Below are 13,088 nucleotides of genomic sequence, written 5' to 3' on the forward strand. Positions count from 1 at the left end.
CTACAAACTAAAAACAGATATAATCCATAAAACCTTATACTTCGCCTCTTAGTTAAAGTTTGTGAAAATAGACGGATGGGAAAGAGAAACGAGTATTTTTGCAGGGCAAATGGCGCGGTTTATTTTTATTTTTATCGTAGTTATAGCTCAGATAAGACTGGGCGCACAGGTATTCAGAGGACAAGTCTTTATGAAAGAAGACGCACAGGTGTTCCTCAACCATATCTATGTAACCAATCTGAGCACCCACAAAACAGTACTCACAAACTACAATGGCGAATTTAGCCTCAGTGTAAAAGCAGGTGATAAGGTGAGATTTACCTCCATTATCTCCGAGAGGAAAGATATTAGCGTATCTCAGGAAATGCTCAACAATAGCCACAATTTTATAGAACTGAAACGAGCGTATATAGAAATCCCAGAAGTGGTGATTCGCTTCAAACCCACAGGAAACCTCCACGCTGATGTAGCGAAACTAAAAGCAGCTGAAAAGACCTTAGAAGTACGAAAGGTAATCGGGCTGCCAGAGCCTAAACTAAGCGGAGAACAAACTTCAGATCCATTAGCCTTTGCAGGCGGTGGGCTATCGCTCAACCTGAATGCAATCTACGACCTTATCTCGGGAGAACAGAAGAAAAAAGAGCGGTTGCACGAATATGAGAAAATGACGAGAAACATTAGCGCTGTGAGAAAATACTTCGGAGACGAGTACTTCACAAGGCTGAAAATCCCAGTAAATATGATTGATAATTTCCTTCAATTTATCTATTCATCGGACAATATCGCTCATTATATAGAGAGTAAAAACTTGGAAAGCATCGCCATCTACATAGAAAAATATCAGCCCATCTACCTGAAACGGCTTCAAAATTCTAAAATAATGAGCTTAGAAAACTCAAAAGGATAATGATATTAGCTCATCTCAACACCTTACTTAATGCCTTAAAATCCCTTAGCTTTCCTAAGATGATGCGGGTTATTGGGCTTTTGCTCAGGCATCCTTTATTCTCGGCTCTTAGCTTCTATGCTACGATGAGAACGATTCATCAAACCCAAAAATACTTCCCCAATACTCACAATAAGAGCGGAAAAGGGAATGCCTTTAGGCACGCACTCTGGTGCTGCACCATTCTGATGTACTGCTGTAAAATCTCCTCCCCACGCAAAGCCCTCAGCTGGTGCAAAAAGATGACAGATACACACGAAGAACTCTTCCCTAACCTCCCCCTCGAAAAGCAAATGGACCTGCATAATAACAAGGTGGGAATGGATATCTTCACAGAAATGCTCAATGGAATACACCGACAATTCTTTGAGATGAATTTCTTTATTCCCATACTCCTCGATAAGCTGAAAACAGCAGAAATTCTCAGCGATGAAAACTCAAACTCACAAAACGAACTGGTATATATAAAGGATTAAACCTTTGGCAGTCTAAGGAAATAGACCTACTTTTGAGGGGTGTTTAATCAGAGTTTTAATGCCTCGCTACCCCATACTTATATCGTGTATAGCTTTCGTACTTGGGATTTTGTTTCAAGATGCGCTTTCTTGCGATAGAATGTGGATTTATCTACTGGTAGCAACTGCTTTTATACTTTCATTAGCCTCACTGAAAATCTATGTACGGTATATTTCAATTGTATTCATCAGCATTTTATTTTTCGGTCTTGGGGCGTTTTCACTTTCATTAAGACAGGGAAGAGATATTCTCCCGCTTCAAAAAGATGAAATCATCACCTTTATACTCGACAAAAAACTCAATTCAAACCTTAAAAACAAAAGGTATGAAGTCATTATTCTGGATAAATCAAGACCGATAAAAGCTACGCTATCCATCCCAAAAGACTTTCCAGAGCTGGATTATACGCATTATTACAGAGGAAAAGGCTTTATTAACAGGATTAAAAAACCTGAGCACAGCTATCAGTTTGATTACAGTAAATATATGAGCAGGCGAGAGATTTATTATCAAATCTATTTGTCTAATGCTTTTGAACACGCCGAGAGAAACTACCTCTCCCCTACCGAAAAAATAAAGCAATACAGGCTAAATGTCCTCAGAAAAATTGATAAATCCCAGCTCCCAAAAGCCAATAAAGAACTGCTGAAAGGGATTATCCTTGCCGACCGTACAGAGATAGACGAGGCTACCAATGATGACTTTACCCGAACGGGATTGGTGCATATACTGGCTATTTCAGGCTCACATATGGTGATTATCTTTGGGCTGGCCTACTTCCTTCTTTCCCAGATTTGGCTGTTATCTAAAAGATGGAGAGTGCTTTTCTCCCTTGCTTTTATTTGGGCTTTTACGGTGTTTATAGATTATGGTAGCTCGGTGGTGCGCTCGAGCATTATGATTAGTATATATTATATATATGTGTTGCTCAAAAGAAAACCTGACTTATTGCAGTCCGTGAGTTTATCAGCACTGTTTATTCTCGGTTTTAATCCTCACCAGCTGTTTGATGTAGGTTTCCAGCTGAGCTTCTCGGCAGTACTTGGGATTTATTGGCTTAATAGACCTATTGCCAAGCTATTCCCAAAAGTGGATAGCAAAATATATCAGTACTTCTCATCCATAATATCGATAACACTATCAGCACAAATTGCCACGCTACCATTGGTTTTATATTATTTTCATCAGTTTCCTTTAATATCCTTGGTGTCTAATATCTTCGCCATTCCATTAGCAGAAGTAGTAATTATCTATTCTGTTTTTATGGCGATATTCATAGGTCTCGGCTTTGAGATACTCTGGTTAGAAAAGGGTTACGACCTCATCTCCTCTCTCTTCCTCAATACTGTACACTTCTTCGCTGGCTTTGACACACTGCTCATTGAGCAAATCCCAATGAATATTATAGAAGCTGTCTTTTTAGGCATTACAATCTACTTCCTTAGGTCTCTATTGATTAACTTTAATGCTAAAAACAGTATATGGATAGGTTTCTCTGTCTTAATATTTCTTTCTCTAAGATTTACCTTTAATATTTTAGCCTATAACACCGATGAATTTTTAGTGCATAAACATTACAGGAAAAATATCTTTTCTATTAAGAATAATAATAAAATAATATTTTACATACCCGAAGACGGAGATTCTACACAGATAAAAAAATACATTTTACTCCCTTATTCCATACACTCCAGAACTAAAAATATAGAATGCAAAACCTACGGCAAAGAAGTGAATAAAATACTATATAACAAAACTTTATACGACACTCAAAACACCGATTAAAATTCCCTTACAGTATACTTCCTTTTGAGCATAAAAGCCACGAGAACAAAGCCCTGATTTATTTAGATAAAATACAAAATTTTGTTTTATGACCAAAACCCCTTGTTAAAATGATTTAACAATTTCTACTTTTGTGGATATAAAATTTAACGAAAAACTATGTCAGGATTTTTTAGTTCTACAGTAGGTAGAAAGTATGCAATGGCATTATCAGCTATGTTCTTATTGATCTTTTTGATTATGCACCTTTCTCTGAATATGGTTTCTGTATTTAGCGAGAATGCATTTAATGAAGGGTCTCATTTTATGGAAAGTAATCCTCTGATTCAGTTCTTAATGCAACCGATTTTGATGTTTGCGGTTATTTTCCACTTCGTAATGGGATTCGTTTTGGAGATCAGAAATAAAAAGGCAAGACCTGTGAGATATGCTGTAAGTGGAGCTTCTGCAAACTCTACTTGGATGTCCAGAAATATGATGATTTCGGGAGGGTTTATTCTTATCTATCTCGTTATTCACCTTATAGACTTTTGGTTTCCTACCATATCTAAAAACTATTTAGGAGCTGAGGCACACGGTACTGCTTACGAACACCTGAGAATGCAGTTTAGTGCTGTATGGAGAGTAGCCTTATATCTTGTGTCTTTTGTATTATTAGGACTTCACCTTGCACACGGTTTTCAGTCTTCGTTCCAGTCTATTGGAGCAAGGCATCCTAAATATACGCCTTTCATCAAGGCACTCGGAAGATGGTACTCCATACTTATCCCTGTAGGATTTGCTATTGTAGCTATATATCACTTTATTTCTCAAACCGTTTAAATCATTAGTATTTAGCGTAAAATTAATTATTAAATTAAAAAAATGAGCGTACTAAATTCAAAGATTCCAGCAGGTCCATTAAAAGACAAATGGAAAAATCATAAAGACCATATGAATCTCGTAGCACCGAACAACCGCGATAAGATTGATGTTATCGTTGTAGGAACGGGGCTTGCAGGAGGTTCAGCAGCAGCTACACTGGCAGAACAAGGGTATAATGTAAAAGCATTCTGCTATCAGGATTCCCCAAGAAGAGCGCACTCTATCGCAGCACAAGGGGGTATCAATGCAGCGAAAAATTATCAAGGTGATGGCGACTCCATATACAGACTATTCTACGATACGATAAAAGGTGGTGACTACCGTGCAAGAGAGGCAAATGTATACCGCCTCGCAGAGGTTTCTGTGAATATTATTGACCAATGCGTAGCTCAAGGCGTACCTTTCGGTCGTGAGTATGGCGGACAGCTCGATAACCGTTCCTTTGGTGGGGTTCAGGTAAAGAGAACTTTCTATGCTAAGGGACAAACTGGGCAGCAGCTTCTGCTCGGTGCTTACTCCGCTATGAGCCGACAAATCGGTAAAGGAAGAATCAAAATGTATAACCGCCATGAGATGCTTGATCTCGTTATCGTAGATGGTAAAGCAAGAGGTATTATCGCAAGAAACCTCGTAACTGGCGAGATAGAAAGGCATTCTGCTCACGCAGTAGTTATCGCTTCTGGTGGCTATGGTAATGTCTATTTCCTCTCTACCAATGCTATGGGCTCCAACTGTTCTGCAGCTTGGAAAATCCACAAGAAAGGGGCATACTTTGCAAACCCTTGCTTCGTACAGATTCACCCGACTTGTATCCCAGTACACGGAACTCAGCAATCTAAACTCACACTGATGTCTGAATCCCTAAGAAACTCTGGAAGAATCTGGGTTCCTAAGAAAATTGAAGATGCCGTAGCCGTTCGCGAAGGCAAACTAAAACCTCAAGATATAAAAGAAGAAGACAGAGACTACTACTTGGAGAGAAGGTACCCCGCTTTCGGTAACCTCGTTCCGAGAGATGTGGCGTCCAGAGCAGCTAAGGAAAGATGCGATGCTGGTTTTGGTATTGAAAATAACGACACAAAAGAAGGCGTATTCCTTGATTTCTCTACCGAAATCCTTAAAAAAGGTAAGGAAGCAGCTTTAGAAAAAAATATTCACAACCCTACCGACCAGCAAATCTATGACCTCGGTAAGGCTTGGGTAGAGGAAAAATACGGTAACCTTTTCATTATGTATGAAAAAATCACGGCCGATAATCCTTATGTAACTCCAATGAAGATTTACCCAGCGGTACACTATACTATGGGTGGTGTGTGGGTAGATTACAACTTGATGTCTACCATCCCTGGCTGCTTCGTAATTGGTGAGGCAAACTTCTCAGACCACGGTGCTAACAGGCTTGGTGCCTCTGCACTGATGCAAGGCCTCGCCGATGGATACTTCGTACTGCCTTATACTATTGCAGACTACCTTTCTGCGGATATTAGAACAGGCGTTATCCCTACCGATACACCAGAATTTGAAGCAGCGGAGAAAGAAGTAAAAGACAGAATCAACTTCTTTATGACCAATAAAGGAACCCACTCCGTAGATTATTTCCATAAGAAATTAGGAAATATTATGTGGAATAAGGTAGGTATGGCGAGAAATGCCAAAGGCCTCGAAGAAGCAATAAAAGAGATAGAAGAAGTAAGAAACGAATTCTGGAAAGATGTAAAAGTTCCAGGTGATGCTAACGAGATGAATATAGAGCTTGAAAAAGCCCTTAGAGTAGCAGACTTCTTGGAGCTCGGTCAGCTAATGGCAATCGACGCCTTAAACAGAAACGAATCCTGCGGAGGACACTACCGTGAAGAATACTCCACAGAAGAAGGTGAAGCAAAAAGAGATGACGAACACTATAAATATGCTGCCGTTTGGGAATACAAAGGCAAGGATATCAATAGCGAAGTGATGCACAAAGAAGAGCTCATCTACGAAAATATAGAAGTAAAAACAAGAAGTTATAAATAATCTCCAATATAATAATTGATAAACCAATGAGTACCCATAAAGGATTAAACCTGACTCTGAAAGTTTGGAGACAGAAAAACAATAAATCAAAAGGTCAGTTCGAGACCTATAAGATTTCAGGCGTTTCACCAGACTCATCATTCTTGGAAATGCTTGATATGCTAAACGAAAATTTAGTAAACGAAGGCAAAGAACCTGTAGCATTTGACCACGACTGCCGCGAAGGTATCTGCGGTATGTGCTCCCTCTACATCAATGGTAGAGCGCACGGTCCAGATACAGGAATCACCACCTGCCAGCTCCATATGCGTATGTTTAAAGATGGAGAGACCATCCACATTGAGCCTTGGAGGAGTGCTGCTTTCCCAGTGATTAAAGACTTGGTGGTAGATAGAAGTGCATTTGATAGAATTATGGCAGCAGGAGGCTTCATCTCCGTAAATACCTCTGGTAATACCCTCGATGCAAACGCCATCCCCGTACCAAAAGAAGATGCTGATAAAGCAATGGACGCTGCTGCCTGCATCGGTTGCGGTGCCTGTGTGGCGACTTGTAAAAACGGTTCTGCAGCCCTGTTCGTAGGAGCGAAAGTTTCTCAGTTTGCCCTATTGCCACAAGGTAGAGTGGAAGCCAAACGAAGAGTTCTCAATATGGTAAAAGCTATGGATGAGGAAGGCTTCGGTAACTGCTCCAATACAGGAGCTTGTGAGGTAGAATGCCCGAAAGGTATCTCCCTTGAAAACATCGCGAGACTCAACAGAGAATACCTCTCTGCGTATGTTGATTAATTCAGGAAATATTATTTTTTCATAAAGTTATATTTTGTTTTTAGGTTATCTATTGCGAGGCGGTATTTTTACCGCCTTGCTTTATTTTCTACTTGATAGAAGAAAAACCCACCTTTGTAAATCATTGATAAACAACCTCCCGTACAGCTCTAAATTTCTTAACGCCAGCAGCAAATCTTCCTGACGCCAACAGCAAATCTTCCTGACGCGAGGAGATTTTACTCCAGCCGTGCATAGTTTTATCCCTCTCCTTAGAGAGGGAATTTTCCACACTATTTGAATTGTCTTTCTTTTATAAGAATAGGGAGTTTTTTAAAGGTATCTGAATAGAGATACTTTATTTAAAATAATCGCCTCCCCTGCTAAGGGGCTACGGATGGTGGCGAAGATAAGCCATTTTAATGGCGGTAACTGCGGCTTCTACACCTTTATTGCCGAGGTGTCCTCCGCTTCGTGCGATGGACTGTACGCTATTATCATCAGTGAGTACGCAGAATATTGCGGGGGTATTGGTTTGGGTGTTGCATTGGGTAATCCCGTGTGCTACACCAGAGCAGATGAACTCAAAATGGGAAGTCTCCCCACGGATTACACAACCAATAGCCACTACGGCATCATAGTTCTCAGATTTGCACATCTGCATAGATGCATAGCTAAGCTCAAAAGCTCCAGGCACGCGAATAACGCTGATGTTTTCCTCCTTTACACCCTCCTTTATAAGGGTCTCGAAACACCCTTTAAACAGGTTTTCGGTTACGAAATCATTCCACTCCGAAACAACAATGCCGATTGAAAATTCATCGGCATTAGTTATATCAAGTGGCTTGTATTCAGATAAGTTTACAGTAGCCATATTAGTAATATTTAACCATTTCTATATAAGCGTCAGACATACCATTGTCGTAATCCTGATACTTCTCATCAATCGTGCTGAAGTATTTCTTTGCCTCTGCTTTTTTATTGATGCTAATTGCCAACACTCCTGCCTTTCTGGTAAAATAGTATGCAGTATAGTCATCATCTGATGAAGAAATTGCCTTTTCAAAAAGTGAAAGCGCTTCATCATTCTTATTGAGATTCACCTTGCAGTCTGCCATTGCACCATATTTTAGTGCCATTAGAATATCATTGCTGGAAGAGAATTGATTAAAAAGGTCATACGCTTCCTGATATTTCCCGTCTTTAAACTTAATAGACGCAGCATTATAAGCCGAGAGCTTCCCGATTTTAGTATCTCCAAACTCTTTGGAAGTTCCCAAAAAGCCAGGATTTACAGCAGATTTACCACCGAGAGCATCTGCTTCTTTTCCTAATTCAAGGTTCTTTTGCGCTGCAAAGTAGCCTTTTAATGCTTCCTCATTTTTAGGAGTGATGACGAACTGCTGATAAGCGAAATACCCGAGTATCCCTCCGAGTATAAAAATGAAAATCCCTATGATTAGTTTTGAATTTCGCTCCAAAAACTTCTCGGTTTTTAGGGTTTCTCTATCTAATTCCTGAAAAAACTCTACGGTTTCTTTCCCTTCTACTTGTTTCTTATGTTTAGCCATAATTCTAATAAAATGTCTGCAAATGTAATCTTTTTAGTCTAATAAACCAATAGCCGAAACTAAGGTTTAAAGTGAATAATAATGGATTAATACTTCAAAATACTGAATAATTCTGCTCCTGTTTTATCAATTTTCTCCCTCGCACCGAGTGCTTCCAGCTCTATCAGAAAGCTGAAAAGCGTAGCCTTTGCTCCCTGCCTTTCTACCAGCTTAGCGGCTGCAATAGCAGTACCTCCCGTTGCCAATAAATCATCGTGTATCAAGACTCTTTGCCCTGCTTTTATATGCCCAGTTTTCATTTCTATTTCGGAAGTTCCATACTCCAAGTCATACTTCTCTCCGATGAAAGGTGGGGGGAGTTTTCCTTTTTTTCTAATGAGTATAAATGGTACTTTCAGTGCTACAGCTATCGCTATTCCGAAGAGGTAGCCGCGACTCTCTATACCGCAAACAGCATCTACTTTACCTTTTGCATTTTCTACGAAACGGGCGATAATCTCTTCGTATAATTCTGGGTTAAGAAAAATGGGCGTGATATCCTTAAACTGTATCCCCTCCTTTGGGAAATCTGGGATGTTTACAATGGTTTCGTTCAGTTTTTCAATAAGTTTCATTCGGTATTTGTTATTTTCAAATTCATATCCGCGCGATAATCTGGCGGTTTTATATTTTTTTAGTTGATTTTATAGTTAGAAATTTTCCACTCGCCATTGGTATTTTTAAGGCTAAAGGTTACATTCAGCGTAGTAGAATTTCCCTCTTTATCGGTTACTTCATAAGTTGCCGAAACCGATGCCGAGCTACCTTCTACCTTAGCAGGAGAAAGTTTTTTTACAGAAAGGCTCTTCACCCCTCCAAAGCCTGAAACAGGATTAGAGAAATCATCGTAGCTTCCCCAGTTAGGGTTCTCGGAAGAGCTATACGCCCCTCGGAAATTCTGTGCATTGAGATTGCTCAGAAACTTGGAAACTGTAACTTTCGGGTCTCCTTCTGGAGTCTCAGCTGGGGTTTCATCGGTTGTGCTTGGAGCGGTTTCTTCGGGCTCTTCTTCTACTGCTGGTGCAGGGATGTTGAGCGATTTTGGATTTACCTTAATCCCTCGTTTGGATTTTTTGAACTTCTTATGGGTTGTCTTCACCGTTACGGTGATATCTACTTTATCATCTACTACTTTATCTGCTGATAGCTTAATGAAATTAAAATTAAAACCCGCAAAATCATTATTCTGCATCAGATTTTTGGTAGAGAAGAGCTTTTCGCCACCGCTATACACTTCAAAGGTAACTTCCAAAGCGGCATTGCTAAATTCCACAGGTTGCCCGTCATTATCTACCAATCTTGGGACGGCTTTTACGCCCGTAGCTCCTGACACTGAATCTCTTTTTATCTCGGTAACCGCCAGTTCCAAAGCGGCTGCTTTTATATCATTCGGGTCATATTCAGAGGCTTTATCATTATTAAAAATACTCGTCTCACCTAATGATGGAGGGGCGGTACTGCTCCATTCTATTTCATTTTTTATCGCTATGCTATCGGCGAGTGCCAAGATTTCATTTACATTCTTAGCATCGAGGAGGTGTGCGAGGTTTTTCATTCGTTCTAAATCGGTTTCTCCTTCTACACCAAAAGTTTTAAGGATGTAGAGCGCTTCATTGAATTTTATCTGCTCCAAAGTAGAAAGCCCAGACGCCATATCATTAATACTCTCTTGGAAAGCCATTGTACTGCTTGCATCTACCTTGTCTTTCTTGCAGGAAACGAGGAGGAGCATCGCCGTTAAAAAGATAAAAAACTGTTTCATAGCTGAATTTTATTTCGGCAAAAGTAAAAAAAATAGGAGTTTTGGCGAATGGCTGTTCGCTTTTTTTTATAAATGATATTTTATCTCAACTTGGGTTTAGTATTATTTCGTAATGAAAAAAAATTCCCTTCACTATTTAGTGAATGGAAAAAAAATTTTTTGCTTCCACTAATTAGTTAAAGGTAGAAAATGAACAAAAACGAGCTTCCACTAATTAGTGAAAAGGAGAAAATGAACAAAAACGGGCTTCCACTAATTAGTGAATAGCAGAAAATGAACAAAAATGGGCTTTCACTAATTAGTGAAAGATAGAAAATAAATAAAAACGAGCTTTCACTAATTAGTGAGCCGTAGCACGGCAGGATTTATTTTAATAATCATCTGAGATGAAATAAAAACCCCAAACCTTAGGGTTTGGGGAGTCTATCTCACTCTAAATCTTCTTCACTAATGGGCTTCTGCTGTTTGGGAGCGGGTTTCTTTTCCGGAGCTTTGTCTATTTTTTCGCCTGCCTCGTCTCTAAGCTCCACTTCTACATCAGACTTCAGGTATTTGAGCATTTGCTTTGCTTTTTCGCCTTCCATTGTTTTGGGATAGCCGAGTGCGAGCTGCTCGAGCTGAAGAATCATCACTTCTTTACCTACCGTTTTCCCCGTGTTGAATGCCCTTAGGAGTTCAAATTTCGGAATTAAAGCATCTTTCGGATAGTTTTCTATTGTAGTTTCTATGATGTTTTTTGATTCTTCAAACTTCTCCTCAGAGTAGAGATTATAGGCTTCGGTATAGCGCTTCTGGACTTCCGGGTCTGAGGTAGCAGAGAAGTTGGTATTTTTAGGATTCTTCACAAACTCCGCATAAGGGGTATGAGGGAAATCCTGTATAATGAGCTGCTTTGCCCGCTCTGCTGCCTCTGGTGTTTTCTCGTAATTAATAGAGAAAATGGTGTATAGCGCTTGGAGTTTCACCTCATCTTCTGGCTTGGAATCTACCAAATCGTAGAGCGTCTTGGTTGCGAGTGGCGTTTTGGAGAGGTAGCTCTCGTACATTCTGCCCAGTCCTAAGCTGGCGGTATCTCTGTCCTTTTTCAGTTGAGCTATTTGCTCCTCATCGGTTGGGATTTTCTCTGTATAGAAGGCTACCTCAAAGCGTCTTGGGTCTTTTGGAGATTCTACACCCATTGCTTTTTGTTTTTCCTCTTCTATCGAGCCCATTTTATTTGAGTATCGCCAATTGTCGGCTAAGGTTCTATTGCCCCAGATTTGTTTAAAGTCGTTGGTTCCTTTACTTACGGTGCTGGCATTGGCAAAGTAGAACCCACCTTTGTTTCTCGGGGAAGAAAAATCCTCGAGCCTGCCAGAGGTAAATGCAGAGTTGGCATTATAATCTCCCGTATCAAAGCCTTCGGAGCGCTCGGCGCGGCGTCTTTCTCGCTCTTCTTTTTCCTCTTTTTCTTTTAGCTCTTGTATTATCTTACCAAAGTAGGCTTCTCTTTCGGCATCAGACATTTTGGTAAGGGCAAGGATGCTGTCATTCTTTTTAATGAGGTAATAATTCTGGGTAATCTTCTTAATATTTTTGGTTTGCTCGGCGAGTTTTTCCCGTTGTGGCGCATAGGTCATCACAGCGATAGCAGAATCATAATAAGCCCCTGCGGGGATGTAATCATCTTTATCAAAATAGGCTTTCCCGATTTGGTAGAATGCGAGCCCACGAATCTGCTTATCCGAAGCCTCTCCCTCTAAGGACTTCCTGAAATAGGCATCGGCTTCGTCTTTCTTGCCTGCCTTGTCTGCCATAAGCCCCAAAGCATAGTAAAACTCATTTCTTCGAGAGAGATATACGCCTTTCTTACTGATGTCTTCTACATATTTCTTGGCTTCGTCATAATTATCACCAGAGGTAAAAGTCTTCGCGATTTCTACTTGAGCCTTTACTTCAAACTCAAAGCTGTTAGCATATTTATAAGCGGTAGTAAAGCTGGCTCTTGCTTCATCATTCTTCCCAAGCTGATTGAGAATTTGCCCCCTAAGGTATGCGATACGGCTTCTTAACTGTCGGTTTTTATTAAGCCTGAATGCTTCTTCCAACTCCTCTACGGCCTTTTCTTTTTTGCCCGCTTTTAAGAGCATTTCAGCATAGTAGAGGGAAAGGAGCTTGGCATAAGACTTCTTTATTTTCGGGTCTTTCTGTGCTTCTTGGAATACCTCTTCTGCTTTGTAGTAGTCCCCAAGCCGAGTATAAGCCTCTGCTTGATAAATTTTAGCTAATGACAACTTTTTATACTTCGGCATATTGCTCACAAGGGTGTTGAGCGCATCAAGGGCTTCTACGGGTTTATTCATCATCAGCCTTGCTTTAGCGAGGAGGATATAGGCATCAAAAAGGCTTTTATTCCTCTCCTCTCCATTTTTTATTACCGAATATTTACTGATGGCTTTTAGGGCTTTGGCTTCGGTTACCTGCAAGGAACTCCCTCCCGTTTGCGGAGGTTCAATAGCATTTTTATTCGTAAATAAAACGCTGTTCTCTGGACCTAGTTCATTTGATTTTTCAGAATTGAGCTCTGGCTCTTCATTTGGGAGCAAGCTGATATAATCGGTATAGAAATTATCCTGATGATTTTTCTTCCGGTTATTTATTTCGGCTTCATAGGCTTCCTTACCATTAAACAAGGTATTATAATAGGTATAAAAACCTTTGAGACCTACACTTTTGTTTTGTGCTTTTTTGGTGCTTTTGCAGGCTACCAGCAGCATTAAAAGGAAAAAAGGAAATATGATTTTCTTCATTATGATTTCATTAACTAATGAATTTTAATTTTATTG

At 40.0% G+C, this 13,088-nt stretch carries 11 protein-coding genes; 6 read left to right on the forward strand and 5 right to left on the reverse strand.

Annotated features, from left to right (window positions below):
• The first annotated feature begins 61 nt into the window (after positions 1-61).
• From DBX24_RS02810 to DBX24_RS02835, 6 genes are all read left to right on the forward strand, one after another.
• The gene (locus DBX24_RS02810) at positions 62-907 is read left to right on the forward strand and encodes a hypothetical protein (RefSeq protein WP_260392834.1); all 846 of its coding nucleotides are present in this window, start codon (positions 62-64) and stop codon (positions 905-907) included.
• Positions 907-1,422 carry a DUF6973 domain-containing protein gene (locus DBX24_RS02815; RefSeq protein ID WP_120488484.1) on the forward strand — a complete coding sequence of 172 codons (516 nt, stop codon included), beginning with the start codon at positions 907-909 and terminating at the stop codon, positions 1,420-1,422. The genes DBX24_RS02810 and DBX24_RS02815 overlap by 1 nt, the downstream gene beginning before the upstream one ends.
• A gap of 58 nt (positions 1,423-1,480) precedes the next feature.
• On the forward strand, positions 1,481-3,247 hold the full coding sequence (locus DBX24_RS02820) for a ComEC/Rec2 family competence protein (RefSeq protein WP_120488483.1): 1,767 nt from the start codon (positions 1,481-1,483) through the stop codon (positions 3,245-3,247).
• Positions 3,248-3,406: 159 nt separating this feature from the next.
• A complete protein-coding gene (locus tag DBX24_RS02825; RefSeq protein WP_160223926.1) occupies positions 3,407-4,069 on the forward strand; it encodes a succinate dehydrogenase cytochrome b subunit in 663 nt (220 codons plus the stop codon).
• A gap of 42 nt (positions 4,070-4,111) precedes the next feature.
• Positions 4,112-6,124 carry a fumarate reductase/succinate dehydrogenase flavoprotein subunit gene (locus DBX24_RS02830; RefSeq protein ID WP_120488481.1) on the forward strand — a complete coding sequence of 671 codons (2,013 nt, stop codon included), beginning with the start codon at positions 4,112-4,114 and terminating at the stop codon, positions 6,122-6,124.
• A 26-nt stretch (positions 6,125-6,150) separates the two neighbouring features.
• Positions 6,151-6,912 carry a succinate dehydrogenase/fumarate reductase iron-sulfur subunit gene (locus DBX24_RS02835; RefSeq protein ID WP_120488480.1) on the forward strand — a complete coding sequence of 254 codons (762 nt, stop codon included), beginning with the start codon at positions 6,151-6,153 and terminating at the stop codon, positions 6,910-6,912.
• A gap of 370 nt (positions 6,913-7,282) precedes the next feature.
• On the opposite strand, the gene ribH is transcribed toward DBX24_RS02835, so the two are convergent.
• From ribH to porW, 5 genes are all read right to left on the reverse strand, one after another.
• Positions 7,283-7,765 (reverse strand): 6,7-dimethyl-8-ribityllumazine synthase, encoded by a 483-nt coding sequence (gene ribH, locus DBX24_RS02840; RefSeq protein WP_120488479.1) that lies wholly within the window; start codon positions 7,763-7,765, stop codon positions 7,283-7,285.
• A gap of 1 nt (position 7,766) precedes the next feature.
• Complete coding sequence (locus tag DBX24_RS02845; protein WP_160223927.1) at positions 7,767-8,462, reverse strand: tetratricopeptide repeat protein; 696 nt, start codon at positions 8,460-8,462, stop codon at positions 7,767-7,769.
• Between the two features lie 86 nt (positions 8,463-8,548).
• A complete protein-coding gene (locus DBX24_RS02850) occupies positions 8,549-9,076 on the reverse strand; it encodes an adenine phosphoribosyltransferase (protein ID WP_120488477.1) in 528 nt (175 codons plus the stop codon).
• A gap of 59 nt (positions 9,077-9,135) precedes the next feature.
• Complete coding sequence (locus DBX24_RS02855; RefSeq protein ID WP_120488476.1) at positions 9,136-10,263, reverse strand: hypothetical protein; 1,128 nt, start codon at positions 10,261-10,263, stop codon at positions 9,136-9,138.
• Between the two features lie 428 nt (positions 10,264-10,691).
• Positions 10,692-13,052, reverse strand: a complete 2,361-nt coding sequence (gene porW / locus DBX24_RS02860; RefSeq protein WP_160223928.1) for a type IX secretion system periplasmic lipoprotein PorW/SprE — start codon at positions 13,050-13,052, stop codon at positions 10,692-10,694.
• Between the last annotated feature and the right edge of the window lie 36 nt (positions 13,053-13,088).

It is taken from the genome of Bergeyella cardium (assembly GCF_009914665.1).
Classification (GTDB): Bacteria; Bacteroidota; Bacteroidia; order Flavobacteriales; family Weeksellaceae; genus Bergeyella_A; species Bergeyella_A cardium.